This window comes from Natrinema sp. DC36 (assembly GCF_020405225.1).
GTDB lineage: Archaea > Halobacteriota > Halobacteria > Halobacteriales > Natrialbaceae > Natrinema.
In genome coordinates this window covers 3,962,059-3,977,846 of sequence record NZ_CP084472.1, presented here as the reverse complement: position 1 = coordinate 3,977,846, position 15,788 = coordinate 3,962,059, and the positions used below count along the sequence as shown (strand labels likewise).

Annotated in this window: 12 protein-coding genes and 1 pseudogene; 7 read left to right on the top strand and 6 right to left on the bottom strand. The window is 65.6% G+C overall.

From position 1 onward, the window contains the following. Positions 1 to 239: 239 nt before the first annotated feature. Positions 240 to 710, bottom strand: a complete 471-nt coding sequence (locus tag LDH74_RS20245) for an MGMT family protein (RefSeq protein WP_226040453.1) — start codon at positions 708 to 710, stop codon at positions 240 to 242. Positions 711 to 855: 145 nt separating this feature from the next. Then, entirely contained in the window at positions 856 to 1,926 is a 1,071-nt protein-coding gene (gfo6, locus tag LDH74_RS20240) for a D-xylose 1-dehydrogenase Gfo6 (RefSeq protein ID WP_226040452.1), read from the bottom strand. A 204-nt stretch (positions 1,927 to 2,130) separates the two neighbouring features. Between gfo6 and nadA the strand changes: the two genes are divergently transcribed. The 3 genes from nadA to nadC are packed head-to-tail and all read left to right on the top strand — an operon-like array spanning position 2,131 to position 5,640. Continuing rightward, positions 2,131 to 3,264: a quinolinate synthase NadA gene (gene nadA / locus LDH74_RS20235; RefSeq protein WP_226040451.1), complete on the top strand. Its 1,134-nt coding sequence runs from the start codon at positions 2,131 to 2,133 to the stop codon at positions 3,262 to 3,264. A 2-nt stretch (positions 3,265 to 3,266) separates the two neighbouring features. Continuing rightward, complete coding sequence (locus LDH74_RS20230; protein WP_226040450.1) at positions 3,267 to 4,805, top strand: FAD-dependent oxidoreductase; 1,539 nt, start codon at positions 3,267 to 3,269, stop codon at positions 4,803 to 4,805. A gap of 7 nt (positions 4,806 to 4,812) precedes the next feature. Continuing rightward, the gene (nadC, locus tag LDH74_RS20225; RefSeq protein WP_226040449.1) at positions 4,813 to 5,640 is read left to right on the top strand and encodes a carboxylating nicotinate-nucleotide diphosphorylase; all 828 of its coding nucleotides are present in this window, start codon (positions 4,813 to 4,815) and stop codon (positions 5,638 to 5,640) included. A gap of 739 nt (positions 5,641 to 6,379) precedes the next feature. Here nadC and LDH74_RS20220 read toward each other — a convergent pair. Beyond that, positions 6,380 to 6,904, bottom strand: a complete 525-nt coding sequence (locus LDH74_RS20220; RefSeq protein ID WP_226040448.1) for a hypothetical protein — start codon at positions 6,902 to 6,904, stop codon at positions 6,380 to 6,382. 148 nt (positions 6,905 to 7,052) lie between these two features. Between LDH74_RS20220 and LDH74_RS20215 the strand changes: the two genes are divergently transcribed. The 3 genes from LDH74_RS20215 to LDH74_RS20205 all read left to right on the top strand — a co-directional run bounded on the left by LDH74_RS20215 (position 7,053) and on the right by LDH74_RS20205 (position 11,177). Beyond that, positions 7,053 to 7,523, top strand: coding sequence for an Lrp/AsnC family transcriptional regulator (locus tag LDH74_RS20215; RefSeq protein WP_226040447.1), 471 nt, complete (start codon positions 7,053 to 7,055; stop codon positions 7,521 to 7,523). A gap of 315 nt (positions 7,524 to 7,838) precedes the next feature. Beyond that, on the top strand, positions 7,839 to 10,046 hold the full coding sequence (locus LDH74_RS20210) for an amino acid permease (RefSeq protein ID WP_226040446.1): 2,208 nt from the start codon (positions 7,839 to 7,841) through the stop codon (positions 10,044 to 10,046). 153 nt (positions 10,047 to 10,199) lie between these two features. Continuing rightward, positions 10,200 to 11,177: a GNAT family N-acetyltransferase gene (locus tag LDH74_RS20205; RefSeq protein WP_226040445.1), complete on the top strand. Its 978-nt coding sequence runs from the start codon at positions 10,200 to 10,202 to the stop codon at positions 11,175 to 11,177. A 101-nt stretch (positions 11,178 to 11,278) separates the two neighbouring features. Here the strand turns inward: LDH74_RS20205 and LDH74_RS20200 are convergent, their stop codons facing one another. The 3 genes from LDH74_RS20200 to LDH74_RS20190 all read right to left on the bottom strand — a co-directional run bounded on the left by LDH74_RS20200 (position 11,279) and on the right by LDH74_RS20190 (position 14,226). Then, complete coding sequence (locus LDH74_RS20200) at positions 11,279 to 11,563, bottom strand: ubiquitin-like small modifier protein 1 (protein WP_226040444.1); 285 nt, start codon at positions 11,561 to 11,563, stop codon at positions 11,279 to 11,281. Positions 11,564 to 11,594: 31 nt separating this feature from the next. After that, positions 11,595 to 12,875, bottom strand: a complete 1,281-nt coding sequence (locus LDH74_RS20195) for a TrkA C-terminal domain-containing protein (protein ID WP_226040443.1) — start codon at positions 12,873 to 12,875, stop codon at positions 11,595 to 11,597. Positions 12,876 to 12,948: 73 nt separating this feature from the next. Continuing rightward, complete coding sequence (locus tag LDH74_RS20190) at positions 12,949 to 14,226, bottom strand: potassium transporter TrkA (protein ID WP_226040442.1); 1,278 nt, start codon at positions 14,224 to 14,226, stop codon at positions 12,949 to 12,951. A gap of 125 nt (positions 14,227 to 14,351) precedes the next feature. Between LDH74_RS20190 and LDH74_RS20185 the strand changes: the two are divergent. Beyond that, a pseudogene (locus tag LDH74_RS20185) lies at positions 14,352 to 15,536 on the top strand (NAD-binding protein). The last annotated feature ends 252 nt before the right edge of the window (positions 15,537 to 15,788 follow it).

Sequence of the window (15,788 nt, the reverse complement as noted above, 5' to 3'; positions counted from 1 at the left end):
CGCCGCCGTGAGTAGAAATCGGTTGGGGAGGACGTGGCGATTCACTGTTGCCACGATAGCGGAGCGCTTCATTGTGCGTCTTCTCGTCAAACAACCCGTTCGAGAAACAGACATCATCAACAGCTCGGGACGGCCGAACTGACGACGATCAGATTCACTCGAGGTCGCGTTCGAACGCCGCAGTTGCGTCTCACGTCTCCCCGTGTCGATATCGTCGACGATCCAGCAATGTCGGCCGTTTACAGCCCCTCGAGCGACCGAAGCTTCTGTTCGATGTCCGGCGGGGCGGCGCTGGGACCGTCGCGCACGCGGTGATCCGGAATGAGGAGCGGGGCGGGGTTCTCGTCGAGCGCGGTTCGGACGAGAATGATGTCGTCCTCGTTCTCGTGATCGAGTCCGGAGGTCATCCGGGCGAGCGTCTCGACGGTGACCTGATCGCCGTAGGGAATCTCCTGGACCCCCTCGAGGACCGCCCGCTGGTCGGTCGGCATGGTCATCGCGACCTGCACGTCGTCGAAGGTGATCGGCTCGAGGCCGTCGAGGTACTCGAAGATCCGATCGAGAACGGCGTGGTCGTCCTCGGCACCGTCGTCGGGGATCTCCGGGAACGAGACGCTCAGGACTCGCCCGCTGGCGGCTCCGATCTGGACGTACCGGTCGAGGTACGGCGATTCCCGCGCGTAGATTCCAGCGTCCGTAACGTCCTCCATATCCCTCCGTAGACGATCCGGACATGAATAGCCGCCGGTCCTCGCGTTTCGACCGGGACGGCTCATACGGACTGCTGGAAGTCAGTTCCGGAGCAACCGCGAACCACCCTGCGGTTGCTCCGGTAAATCGTTACAACAGTCCGTATCACTCGAGGCTCACTCGACGGCCCGTCTCGGCCGACTCGTAGGCGGCCTCGATCGCACGAAGGTCCGCGAGTCCGTCTTCGCCGTCGGGTTCGGGATCGGTCCCGGTCAGCACGCAGTAGCCGAAGTAGTCGAACTCCTCGCGAACCTCGTCGACCGGCGGGCCGGTGTACTCCATCCGAACGTCGCCGCTCTCGACGACCATTTCCTGGGGGACGACGCCGCCGAACGGCGACTCGATGTCGATCATCCCCTCCGTGCCGACCAGTTCGAGGGCGCTCCGGGCGTGGGCGTCGAAACTGGCGGTACAGGAGGCCGTCGCGCCGGTCTCGTACTCGAGCTGGACGGCGACGTGTTCGTCGACGTCGGCGAACGGGTCGCCGCTCGAGTGGGTGGTGGCGTACACGCCCGTGGGCTCGCAATCGAGGAGAAACCGGATCGTGTTGAGCGGGTAGATCCCGAGATCGACCAGCGCGCCGCCGCCCGCGAGGTCGGGATCGAGCCGCCACGTGTCGGGATCGGCGTGCTCGAGCAGCGGGTGCGAAAAACCGGCGTGGACCTGCACGACGTCGCCGATCACGCCCTCGCGGACGAGTTCCCGCGCGCGCCGAACCGTCGGCTCGGTCTGGAGCCGGTAGGCCGTCATCAGCGTCACGCCGGCGTCGGCGCAGGCGTCGACGACGTCTCGAGCGCGCTCGGCGGTGGTCTCGAGGGGCTTCTCGCAGATGACGTGCTTCCCGAACTCGGCCGCCGAAGTGGCGTATCGCCCGTGAAACGCGTTCGGTACCGCGACGTAGATCCCGTCGTAGGCGTCGACCAGATCGCCGGCGAGGAACCCGTCGTAGTCGACGACGTGGTCGACGTCGTACTCCTCGGCGACGGGAACGGTGCGATCCGGTGAACTCGTGACGAGCACCGTCGTCTCGCAGTAGTTGCCCGCCGCGATCGCGGGGAGCGCACGCTGTCGTGCGAAGCCGCCGATACCGACGACGGCGAGTCGGACCGTTCCCTCGACGGATTCGTGCTCCCAGTCTCGCCGCGTGAACTGCGAGAAGGCGTCCTCGAGTGCCATACCACTGCTAGGGGCTCCACGGAAAAGACGCCAGTGAACGGCCGAGCGACAGTCACGAATACGGACCGATCGATACCGGTGAGCAACTGACGAGACGTTTTCTATCGTTGTATACCTCGATGGTATTCCCCCGGACACCTTGTTCGAAGGAAAAAGTTATTCAATACCCGCCTGTGATATGCGAGCAATCACAGGTGACGGAAGATGGTCAAAATGGAAACGGCGGAGCTGGAAACCGATCTGAGTCTGTTCAAATACGACACCCTCGAGCAACTGCCGTCCCGATACCGGGACCTCGAGGCCGAGGAGCGGACCGACCGCATCGAGGCGGCGCTCGAAAAACTCGGCGACGACGTGGTGATCCTGGGGCACAACTACCAGCGGCGGGAGATCGTCGAGCACGCGGACTTCATCGGTGACTCCTACCAGCTCTCGAAGGAGGCCGCCAACGCGGACGCCGAGTACGTGATCTTCGGCGGCGTGACGTTCATGGCTGAGAGCGCGGACATCATCACGGACGACGACCAGTCGGTGATCCTCCCGAGCATGGAGGCGTCGTGTCCGATGGCGGGGATGGCCGAGGCCCTGCAGGTCGACAGCGCGTGGGCCGAGATCACGGCCGCCGCGCCCGACGCGAACATCATCCCGATCACCTACATGAACTCCTACGCGGATCTGAAGGCCTTCTGTGCGAGTCAGGGCGGGCTCGTCTGCACCTCGTCGAACGCACACGAGGCGTTCGAGTACGCCTTCGATCGGGGTGACAAGGTCCTCTTCCTGCCCGACAAACACCTCGGGGAGAACACCGCCCACCGGCTCGGCATGGAAGACGAAATCGCCGAGTGGGACCCGTGGGATCCCGAGGGGAAAGACGCCGAGGAGGTCGCCGAGAGCGACATCATCCTCTGGGACGGCTACTGCCAGGTCCACGAGCGGTTCCGCCAGGACCACATCGAGCAAGTCCGCGAGGAAAACCCCGGTGCCAAGGTCATCGTTCACCCCGAGTGTCGCCGCGAAGTCGTCGAAGCCGCGGACGTGGCCGGCTCGACGGCGACGATCTGCGAGACCGTCGCGAACGCCGACCCCGGCGACACGTGGGCCATCGGTACCGAAATCCACCTCACGAACCACCTCCAGCGCTGGCACCCCGAGGTGAACGTCCTCCCGCTCTGTGGCGACGCCTGCATGGACTGCAACGCCATGCGCCAGATCGACCCGAACTACCTCGCGTGGGTGCTCGAGGAACTCGTCGAGGGTCGCGAACACAACGTGATCGAGGTCGCGCCCGAGGAGAAGGAACTCGCGGGCGTCGCGCTCGATCGAATGCTCGAAATCTGATCATGACCGAGACGAACACCGGAACGGAGACGACGACCGACGGCGAGACCGCGGACGTGCTCGTCGTCGGCAGCGGCATCGCTGGTTGTTCGGCCGCGCTCGCGGCCGCGCGCGAGGGTGCTGACGTGCTCCTCCTGACGAAAGCGACGAAACCCGACGACGCCAGCACCGACTGGGCGCAGGGCGGTATCTCGACGACTCGAGGGGATCCCGAGAGCCTCAAGCGGGACATCATCGATGCCAGCGGCAGTACTGCCGATCCCGACGCCGTCGACGCGCTCGTCGAACACGCCGACGACGCCGTCGAGGACGTGCTCGTCGACACCCTCGAGGTGGGGTTCGACGAGGGCGACGACGGCGCGTTCGACTACACGCGAGAAGCCGCACACTCCGAGTACCGCATCCTCCACGTCGACGCCGCGACGGGAACGCACATCCTGCGGCCGTTCCTGCACTATCTCGACGACCACGAGCGGATCGAGGTGCGTCAGGACACCGCCGCGCTCGAGTTGATCACCGCCGAGGGGCGCGTCCACGGCGTCGTCAGTGACGAGACGGAGAGCGGTGCCCCCGTCTATGCCGGCGCGACGATTCTCGCGACCGGCGGCGTCGGCGCGCTCTACGGCCGGTCGACCAACCCCGACGACGCGACCGGGGACGGCATCGCGATGGCCGCGCTCGCCGGCGCTGATGTCGAGGACATGGAGTACGTGCAGTTCCATCCGACGGCCTATGCGGGCGAGGACCCGTTCTTGCTCTCCGAGGCCCTGCGCGGCGAGGGCGCGGTGTTACGCAACGGCGAGGGCGAACGGTTCATGGAGGACTACCACCCGCAGGGCGACCTCGCACCGCGGGACGTCGTCGCTCGCGCCGTCGAAACCGAACGCACGGAAACCGGCGAGGTCGTCCTGGACGTGAGGCCGCTCGAGTTCGAAGCCGACTACCCCGGTATCGCGGCAAAGTGCCGCGACCGCGGCATCGAGGGCGACGAGATCCCGGTCGCTCCGTGCGAGCACTTCCTCTGTGGCGGCATCGATGTCGACGAGGAGGGCCGAACCTCGCTCGATCGGCTCTACGCCGTCGGCGAGTGCGCTCGCACCGGCGTTCACGGCGCGAACCGGCTGGCGAGTACCAGTCTGCTCGAGGGGCTGGTCTGGGGCCTGCGGGCGGGTGAAGACGCGGTCGGATTCGAGCCCGAAGTCGTCGAGGCGCCCGAACTCCGGAACCGGGATCCCGACCTCCCCGAGCGCTTCGCTGCCGAGAAGTTCACTCGACTGACCCAGACGATGGACGAGTATCTGGGCCTCGAGCGCGATCCCGAGGAAATCGCCCGTGCGAGCGCCGTCCTCCGGCGGCTCAAGGGCGAGGTCGACGCCTACATTCGGACCCGGACGGCGCGGGATCTCTACGAACTTCGAAACGCCAGCGTCACCGCGCTGTTGATCGCGCGTGCGGCCGGAGAGAACCCGGAATCGATCGGCTGCCACTACGTCGCGACCGACCCCGACGAGTCGACAGCCGGACCGCCGGCGGACGACTGAGAGACTCATGATCACCGACGCACAAATCGAACGCTGGCTGCGCGAGGACGTCGGCCACCACGACGTGACGAATCAGGTTCCCGGCGAGACGACCGGCAGACTCGTCTCGAAAGAGCCGGGCGTCGTCGCCGGAATAGAGGCCGCAGCGGCCGTCTTCGACTACCTGGACGTGGCCGTAACCGATCGCCTCGAGGACGGGAGCGGCGTCGACCCGGGCGACGAACTGCTTCGGGTCGAGGGGTCCACGCGGGAAGTGCTCCGCGGCGAGCGCGTCGCAGTCAACCTCGCGGGCCACGCGTCGGGAATCGCGACGCTGACGCGCGAGGCGGTCGAGCGCGCTCGGACCGAATCCGCGGACGTGGCGATCGCCGCGACCCGCAAGACGACGCCCGGCCTACGCGGCCTCGAGAAACGCGCCGTCGTCGCGGGCGGCGGCGACACCCACCGACTCGACCTCTCCCACATGGTGATGGTCAAGGACAACCACATCGCCGAGATGGGACTCGAGAAGGCGGTGGCTCACTTTCGGGAACAAACCTCGTTTGCGACGAAGATCGACGTCGAGGTCGAAACCGTCGCGGACGCGCCGCGGGCGGCCGACGCGGGTGCAGACATCGTCTTGCTCGATAACATGACGCCGGCGGAGACGCGGGCGGCCGTCGAGACGCTCGCCGATCACGAGGGCGTGCTGGCCGAAGCCAGCGGCGGGATTACCCTCGCGGACGTTCCCGACTACGCCGCCACGGGCGTCGACGTGATCTCGATGGGATCGCTCACCCACTCGGCACCGTCGCTGGACCTGTCGTTCCGGACGGGCGACGATAGTGACCACTGAAGTGATTTACATACCAGTAGCTAATAGTGCGGTTTCTTTATTCGGAGCCGTTCTTGAAACTGAATCGACGGTTCGATAACGACGTGTGCCAGCATTTTGCTCTGCGCTCCCTCGCTAGCGCTCGGTCGCTCGGCAAAATGTTGATTAAAAGCACTCCTCCCTCCCCTACGGGTCGGTCGTCGGCCCGCTCGCTCACTCGGTTCGCTCGCGGTGAGTGTACACTTCTTCGCCTATACTGAACGGCAACTACGTGTGCAAACTGAACGTAGATTGATTCTCCCAGTTAATCAAAACACAGTGAGTTAGTGAAAATGTCAGGGAAATAAGAGCCGTTGTCTCCTAAGCTTCAGTAGAGATGGCTGGCAATAATGAAATACAGAAGGCAGTAGCAGTGTGTGATAACTGTGGAACTTCTCTTGCAGTACATTTCGACCCTGACGGCGAAATACGGCTAATTTGGACTAGAAGGGGGCCAGCTTGCTCGTGTAGAAATGGCGAACTTCGTATCATGAGCAACGACAGGACTGTTCTCGAAAACGTAGACCTGTAGCAGTTGGATGAATCGACTCAAAAGAACGTTTGAAAACAATTGTTCTGTGAATCGCCTGTACTTGCCACGAGTTTCACGTCCAATCCCGGATAAAGAAACCGTGATACCAACTACTGATACTGATCTCACAGCAATCGTGCGGTCGGATGTGTATTGACCGTCAATGGCTATTATAGCCCCGACCGCCGATCACTCCGCGCTCCACTGCCGAACGTCCGCCTCCTCGAGGAACAGGGACGGATCGTCGTGGGAGAAGCTGACCCAGCCGTCCTCGGGGTCCGCCGTCACGTGAATCAGTAACTGCTCCTCGACGAGCGCCGTCTCGAAGACCGATCGGCAGTCACCGATGTCGTAGGAGAGGGGGACGAAGACGGCCGTCTCGCTCTCCTCGTCGCGCTCGACGACGAGGGCGACCCGCTGGTCGCTTTCCTCCGCCGCCAGCGGCCGGTAGTAGACGTCGGCCGCGGAGATCGTGACATCCCCGTCCTCGATGAGCTCCGCGACGAGCTCGTACTCCTCGGCGGTGACGTCGACGTCGAGTCCGGTTCGCTCGGCCTCCTCGACCGGCGATGTCCCGACCGGCTCGAGGACGACGGCGTCCCAGCCGTCCTCTCGGTACTCCTCGGCGATGGCTCGCGCGTCCTCGAGCAGGTCGTCCCACAGGGGATCCTCCCGGCCCAACTCGTCAGTAGATCCCGAATCGTCCGACGTCATCCGTCTCCCTCCGATCGCGGTCGTCTCGTCATATTCGGGTTCGACGACCTCGAGAGGAAAAACGTTACCTCACACGTTCTCCCGCTACGATGACGGATCGCCGAATTCGCAGGAAAAATTACTTTTGATCGCGCGATTACTCGTGGGTATGAGCGAGGAGCCACTCGACGATCTAGACAGGACCATCATCTACTGTCTGCAGGAGGACGCGCGCAAGACGTCGGCGAGCGAGATCGCTGAAAAGGCGGACGTCTCGGCCAGCACGGTCCGCAACCGAATACGGAACCTCGAGGAGAGTGGCATCCTCACCGGCTACCGACCGGAGGTGAACTACGAGGCGGCCAGCTATCAGCTGCAGACGCTCATCGTCTGTACCGCGCCGATCCCCGATCGAGAAGAACTCGCACAGCGGGCCCTGGAAGTGCCCGGCGTCGTCGCCGTCAGGGAGGTCATGACCGGCACCGAGAACGTCCACGTCGAAGCGATCGGATCGGACAGCGACGACCTCAGTCGGATCGGCCGAGATCTCGACGAACTCGGCCTCGAGGTCGTCGACGAGGATCTCATACGAAACGAGTACGAGCGCGCATTCCACGGATTCGACGTGGATGAGTTCTAGTAGCGGTCTCTGCTGTCGGTCGTCGGTTTGAGCGCGTTCGTCCATTCGACGAGCAACGGGTTCGCATCGTCCTTATCTCTCGATCTCCCGCTCTCTCGCTCACGCTATCTCTGGACGGGTCCGCAACACAACGTGGCACTGATTGCCGAATCCCGAATTTATCGGCGCTTTTATGCGGATCCGGCGACCATCACCCCATACAGAATCAATCATGCATCAGAGAACACCTCCGTCTCCCCATCTCCTGCTGGTCGGCAGCACACGGGCCTCGAGCCACGTACCGACGCGGTCGCCGAACGACTGACGGACTATCCAATGCCAAAAGAACTCGAACGAGACCTCGGCTTGTTTGCGGTCGTCGCGATCAGTATCGGCGCGATGGTCGGCAGCGGAATCTTCATCCTCCCCGGTCTCGCCCTGAAGACGGCGGGTCCAGCGGTTATTCTCGCGTACTTGCTCGCGGGTGTACTCGTCTTGCCGGCCGCCCTGAGCAAGGCCGAAATGGCGACGGCGATGCCGGAGGCCGGCGGCACGTATATCTACATCGAGCGAGGAATGGGACCGCTGCTCGGAACGATCGCCGGCGTCGGCACGTGGTTCTCCCTGTCGTTCAAGGGCGCGCTGGCGCTGGTCGGCGGCGTCCCCTACGTGCTGTATCTGTTCGATCTGCCGGTGAAGCCGGTCGCGCTCGCGCTGGCAGTCGTGCTCGTCCTCGTCAATCTCGTCGGCGCGAAGCAGACCGGACGCCTGCAGGTCGCCATCGTCGCGGTGATGCTCGCGGCGATGGTGTGGTTCGTCGTCGGCGGGCTCCCGTCCACGGACAGCACCTACTATGACGGGTTCTTCGACGAGGGATCCGGCGGTCTCCTCGCCGCGACCGGCCTCGTGTTCGTCTCGTACGCGGGCGTAACCAAGATCGCGAGCGTCGCCGAGGAGGTGGAGAACCCGGATCGGAACATTCCGCTCGGGATCCTCGGCTCGCTCTGCTTCACGACGCTCCTGTACGTCCTCATCGTCGTCGTCATGGTCGGCGTAACGCCGCCCGATCTGTTGAGCGACTCCGCGGTGCCGATGATTCACGCGGCCGAGGCGACGCTCGGCCGGCTGGGCGTGATCGCCGTCATTATCGCGGCCGTCCTCGCGCTGATCAGCACGGCCAACGCGGGGATCCTGTCGTCGTCCCGGTATCCGTTCGCGATGGCTCGAGACAAACTCGCGCCGCCGTCCCTGACGGAGATCCACGACGAGTGGGGAACGCCCGTGCGGGCGATCACGCTCACCGGTACAGTCATGTTGGTACTCATCGCGTTCGTCCCGATCCTCCAGATCGCGAAACTGGCGAGCGCGTTCCAGATCATCGTGTTCGCACTGGTCAACGGCGCGGTTATCGCGTTCCGCGAGGGGGACGTCGGGGAGTACGACCCGAGCTTCGAGTCGCCGCTCTACCCGTGGACTCAACTCGTCGGTATCGCCGGCGGCTTCCTGCTCATCGGCTACATGGGAACGATACCGCTCATCGGCGCTGTTGTCATCACGGCGGCGTCGGTGCTGTGGTACGTCTACTACGCGCGAGACCGCGTCCAGCGCGAGGGCGCTGCCACGGACGTCGTCCGGCGGAGCGTCGGTCGCAAGGCCGTCGCACAGACGAAAGCGACCGTCGAGACGCTCGACGGCTACGAGGTACTCGTCGCGATCACCGAAAAGACGAGCGAGCAACGTGAGCGAACGTTGGTTCGAATCGCCGCCGATATCGCCCGCGAGAACGACGGGAGCGTCACTGTCGTTCAGTTCGACGAGGTGGCCGACCAGGTGCCGCTCCAGCAGGCGTCGGAAACGCAGTCACCGGCGGACGTCGAGTTCGAGGAACGGACGGAGCCGCTGACCGAGGCGTTCGACGTGCCCGTCACCTACGGCGAGATCGTCAGCCACGACACGAAGCGAGCGATCGCGAACTTCGCCGCCCACGAGGACGCGGACTTCCTCCTGCTCGAGCGAAGCGACGATCCGCTCTACGCGCCGATATTCGGGACGACCGTCGAGTGGATCACTCGCAAGGCGCCGTGTGACGTCTTGCTCGTCGAGGAGCGCGACCTGGACCGGATCGACTCCGTGACCGTCATCACCGACCGCGGCCCCTTCGATCCGCAGAAGATCACCGTCGCGAACGCGCTGGCGACCGAGGCCGGGGGCAGTATCACCTTGTTGTACCCGCTCGATGACGCGGCGACCGAGACGCAACGCGAGACGATAGACGAGTACCTCGCGGAACTCGAGTCGCTGTGTTCGGTTCCCGTAAATCGGTCGATCGTCGAAACCGAGGATCCGGAACGGGACTTCGTTTCGGCGACGAACGCGGGCGATATCCTCGTCATCGGGACGGACGGCGGACGGATACGGGGGTCCCTGTTCGGCCGGCCGGCGGACAGAATCATCGACAGCGTCGACTGCACGGCGGTTCAGGTGAAATCGAAGCAGGGCAAGTCCGGACCGATTCGCCGATTCGTCGAACGCTTGGTGTTCTAACGGCCCGGTTCCGCTCTATCCCCGGCGCGGGTCTGGTTCGGGACGGTAGAATCGCCCCTCGCATGCCTCCCTGCGTTCCAGCGCGCGCCACCGCGTCCGTTCTGCGAAGTTCTTTCTCGTGCCACCACGTGAGGTGTGACTGTTCGACCGACGATGTCACCCGACTCAGACGCCGATCCGTCCGTCCAGATCCGTCGCGCGACCCACGACGATTACGAGGCCGTCGCCGACTTCACGAGCGACATCTGGCCCGAACGCGGCGGCGACTACATCCCACGGATCTATCACGACTGGCTCGAGGACGACGACGAGACCGACAGGAAGACCTTCCTCGCGGAAGTCGACGGCGAGGCCGCGGGAATCGTCCAGGGCGTCATGCTCTCGCCCGACGAAGCCTGGTTTCAGGGGATGCGCGTGGCGGCCGACTATCGCCGGCAGGGCGTGAGCCACCGGCTGAACGAGGCGACCTTCGAGTGGGGCCGCGAGCGAGGCGCGACCGTCGGTCGAGTCATGGTCTTCTCGTGGAACGCGGTCTCGCTCGGCGCGGCGCGAGCCAGCGGCTACACCCCGATTACCGAGTTCCGCTTCGCGCATCCGGAGCCCGATCCGACCGCCGAGGGTCCCTGTCGCGTCTCGCGGGACCCGACGGCGGCCTGGCGCTACTGGACCCACAGCGGCGCGCGCGAGCAGCTGAATGGACTCGGCCTCGCACCCGAAGAGTCGTGGGCCGTTCGAGAACTCACCCGCGATGATTTTGAACAACTCGCAGACGAGACCGCCGTTTTTGCGGTCGAGGGCGAGGACGGCATCGCGGGAGCGGCCTACCGATCGCGGACGTACGATCGCGAGATCGAAAGCGACGGGGCCGACGGCTCGAGCGGCGGAGAAACGATCCCGGAAAACACGACGACCGAAACGTGGGTCGAATACGGTCTCGGAGCGTGGGAGGACGTCGATACCGCCCGCTCGCTGTTCGCCGCGATCGCCCGCGACGCCGCCGACTGCGAAGCCGACGAGACGCGCGTCCTCATCCCCGAAACCGCTCGGTACGTCACTGACGCCGCCGCGACGAGGACCGACATCTCCGAGGAGCCGGATTTCGTGTTAGGGATCGACCTAACAATCGACTGAGCGCCACGGGTACCACGGTCGCTGCGCAGCGGCGGCCAGCAATTGTTCCGTCGCCGTGGCGCGGCCAGCAACTGTTCCAACGCCGTGGCGCGGCCAGCGACCTATCCGCCGCTGACCGGCGGAAACAGCGCCAACTCGTCGCCGTCCTCGAGTTCCGTCTCGAGGCCCTCCTCCTCGACCAGGACGTTCGTTCCGTTCCGAAGCACGTTGATCTGCGACCGCAGGTCGCCGTCGCCGTCGAACACTCGTCCCGCCAGATCGGGCGCTTCGTCGAGGAGTTCCTCGAGGGCGTCACCCACGGTGTCGCCGGCGGCGGCGTCGACGGTCACGTGTTTGGCACCGGCCCGTTCGGCGAGGTCGGCGAACAGTTTCCACTCGGTAGGCATACCTGGCGCTATCGGTGCCGTCGGCAAGTAGCTACCGCTCTCGTGGCCGCTCTCGCTCCCGTACCCGTTCGTGCTCACGGTCGGCGTCCGACTCGCCACCGCTCTCGGAATCCTCGCCACGATCGGGCGCACCACCACCGTCTCGCGTTTCGACCAGCGTCCGATCGATGACTCGCCGCAGCGCGTCCGGCCGGCCGAGGACGTAGGCGATATCGCCGACCGCGAGTCGAACGCCACCCGCTGGCAGTGGCAGGTGTTCGTCGCCGTCCTCGCCCTCGCGCTCGAGGGCCACCACGAGCACCGGCAGCGCGTCGATCGACAGGCCGGCGAGCGGGTCGTCCGGTTCGACGGCGACCGTCGTCACCGTCTCGTCGGCCGCCCGGAGCAGGGAGACGAGATCGCGTTCGGCGTCGGGACTGCCCGGCAGCGTCGCGAGCCGGTACTCCCGACCGGGCTCGAGGTCGCGCGCGTCCTCGGCGTCGAGGGCGACGGTCACGACGTCGGCGGCGGTCGCCCGGAGTTCGCCACCGGCGACGCGCCGCGCGGTGGTGCTCTCCTCGTCCCGAGCCCAGATCCGGACCGCATCGCCCGGACTGGCGTCGGCCGCGGGATCGCCAGCGAGCGCGACGGCGACGGTTCCCGGCGCGAGCGTCGGGCCGATCCCCGCCGGCCGGCTTCCGACGGCGAGGTAGCCGACCGACCCGTCGGGCTCGAGGTCGACGTCGACGTGGCCGATCCCGAAGTCGCGCTCGAGGCGGGCGATCAGCCGCTCGCGCCGTTTCGCGACGGTCAGCCGCCCGGGGAAGAGGAATGTCTGGCCCGCCACCTCCGCTTTCACCGAGTCGTCGACGGGGTCGTAGCCGTCGATATCGCCGATCTCCTCGGGCAGTTCGACGCTGACGACGCGGCCGGCCGAACGGACGAGCTGCGTGACTTCGGTGATCGTCCGCGGGGTCGCGACTACGAACACGTCCCGCGCGAGGTAGTCACCCAGCCGTCGCCCGGCGTCGGCGGCGATCGCGCTGGCGACGAACGCGGCGACGGTGTAGATCGCGGTTCTGGGCTCGAGCAGACCCGTGTTGCCGAGGATCGCCTGGGACAGCGCAGTCTGGGTGTTCAACCAGATCGCGACGAGTGCGACGCCGAAGAGGACGGCGACGCCCTCCGGGATTTCGTCGGCGCTGTACCAGCGGTAGGTGAACGCCACACCGGCTCCCGCTCCGGCCGCGAGCAGGGTGAAGCCGAGGATCCCAACGAGCGCTTCCACGAGCGTCTCGGTGGGGACCAGCTGGGCGACGACGGGAGCTATCACGACCGGTCACCGCCGTCACGGCTGTTGCCGTCGATCGCGGGAGGGCACTCGGTCGGGATGACGAGACGCCGGCTCATCGAGCGATCGCCTCCACGAACGTCTCGATCGCGTCGTCCGGTCCCGCGACGAACGCCTCGTCGCCGGCCTCGAGTTGCCGTTCGATTCCGGGGCCGAACACCCAGCCGTGACGACGGCCCCCGGTCTCGCTGCCGTGCCGTCGCACCGCCAGAATCGTCACGTCCGCCGTCGACGGGGTCGCGTCGAAATCGGTAGCCTCGTCGTCCGAGCCGGTCGCACCGACGGTGAATCGACGGATGGCGTACCCCTCGCGTTTGACCAGCGCGAGCGCCTCGAACTCGCGGCTCGTTCCCCGCGACCGCACGACGAGTCGTGGCGACTCGACCTCGAGAATCGGTTTCACGTCCCGTCGAGTGACGGCGATGGTCACCCGTCCCGGGCCGCCAGCGGTCGCCGCGTTCGGTTTCGGATCGGCTATCGCGGACTCGGCGTCTTCCCCGCCGTCGGTCGCCACCTCGTCGCCGGGGGTATCGAACGCGGCGTCCGCGGCGCGTTCGTCGTCGATCTCGGACCGAGCGCTCAGTACCGTTCCGGTGATGGAGCGCTCGCCGGCGCGTACGGTCACCTCGTCGCCTCGAGCGATCCCCGTCGGGACGAGTGTCGCGATCGAGACGGCGCGTTGGCCCGCCGGTACGCGTCGTGAGAGGCTTCCGGACGGCGGTGCCGCGACGATCGTCGCCCGACCACGTTCGTCCATGGCGACGTCGACGTCCGCGAGGTCGTGGTCCGTTCGCAGCCGTTCCTCGATCCGGGCCTCGAGCTCCGAGAGGGGGAGGTCGGCCGGGAGTTTCCACGAGCTGGCTTTGAGGTCCTGTCGGAGGGACGGCGACAGCGGCGGGTAGCCTTCCATATCACGGATCTCGCCGGCGGGGCGGACCGTCACCTGACCGACCGAGCCGACGAGTTCGACGACATCGGCGGAGAGGGTCCGCTGCCGAAGGCGGGTAAAGGAGAGCCGGCGCGGGAGCTCCGCGCCGAGTTTATCGCCCTGATTGTGGGCGTACAGCGCGAGCATGAGGACGACCAGCACGGCTATCAGCAGCCGCGGTGACTGGGCGATGGTCGGTTCGACGAGTCCCAGCAGGCCGCCCTGCACGCTGGCGATCGATAGCGCGAGGACGACGACACCGAACCCGGGCAGTGTCACACCGGTGAAATACCGAACAAGAAAGCCGAGCGAGCCGGAAACGAACGCGGGGACGATACCGGTCAAGAGACCGAGGTAGAGGCCGAGCAGCACTTCGATCAGCAGATTGCTCGGAATCGATTGCATTGTGGGGAAGTGGGACGGGACCGTTAAATTTGCACCGGCAGAAGCGTCCCCTTCGGGTTCGGTACACGGCTCCGGCCGGAAGCGAGACGGAGACGTTTAACTAACACCACCGCCGACCGGTGTGTATGGTCGACGACCGGTCGCTTCGAGCGCGACTCCCCGAAAACTGGCAGCGGGTTTTCACGACGCGGGCAACCGTGGGTCTCGTCTTGCTGGTCGCGCTGCTCTCTGTCGCCACTGCGGTTCTCAACATCTGAAACCCGAACCCGGGCCCGCTCCACGGGCACGTTCCCGAAGCGATCCAAAGCGCCGCTGCGTTCACCGGGGCGCTCACCGGATTCATGATGGTCGGCAGCACGCTCGCCCTCCGACGCGGACTCCGAGCCGGGTGGTGGGCGACGCTGCTGTTGCTTCCGTTGACCGCGGCACAGGGGTTCCTCCAGGCAAGCCAGTACTCGTTACCGCTCGTCGTCCTCTCCATCGTTTCGATCCCGGCTCTCCTGTTGACCCACAGTCGATTCGACAAATCACTCTCGCTAACGACGACGCAGATCGCGGCCGGCGCATCGCTCGTCGGCGTCCAGCTCTACGGCACCATCGGCGGCTACGCGCTACGGGAGCACTTCGACGGCATCAACACCATCCTCGACGCCTTCTACTTCACGCTGATCACCTCGAGCACGGTCGGCTACGGCGACGTGACGCCGAACACGGAGTCGGTCGAAGGGATGTTGTTCACGATGTCCGTCCTCGTCCTCGGCGTGGCCAGTTTCGGTATCGCGATCGGGGCGCTCGTCGGTCCCGTCATCCAGGACCGAATCTCGAAGACACTTGGAAAAATGACCGAATCACAGCTACAACTGTTAGACGAGCACATCCTCGTGCTCGGCTACGGCGAACTGACGGAACCGATCGTCGACGAACTCGCGGACAGCGGCCGGAAGTTCGTCGTCGTCACCAACGACCGGGAGGTTGCGACGGAGCTCACTGACCGAGACATTCCGGTGGTCAACGGCGACCCCAGCGACGAGGAACCGCTCCAGCGAGCGAAGATCGACCGCGCGGCCGCGATCCTCGTCGCTACGAACCACGACGCCGAGGACGCGCTGACCGTCCTCACCGCTCGCGAACTCGCCCCGAACACGCGCATCGTCGCTGCCGCGACCGACCGCGAGAACGTCAAGAAACTCGAGCGCGCCGGCGCGGACGCCGTGATCAGTCCCTCGCAACTCGGCGGCCACCTGCTCGTCCGATCCGCGCTGGGTAGCGACGAGAGCGGGCTGATCGATCGGATCCTCGAGCGGGAGTGAGGCCCAGCGAGAGAGTGCCGAACGGGGTTCATTTTGACCAAATCGCGTGGGGAACGTTCAGCACGTGGAGGAGAGGTATCACTCCGGCTGGTCAACCGACGTGCGGTGGCGCGCGCTGGGCCGCGGTGAATGTCAATGAACCGCGGCACGACACTGCGCGAGGGATGAGTGAGCGACCGCAGGAAGTGAGCGAATCGGTTGGGGAGGGCGTGGCGATTCCCCGTTGCCACGATAGCAGGACGCTTCGTCTCA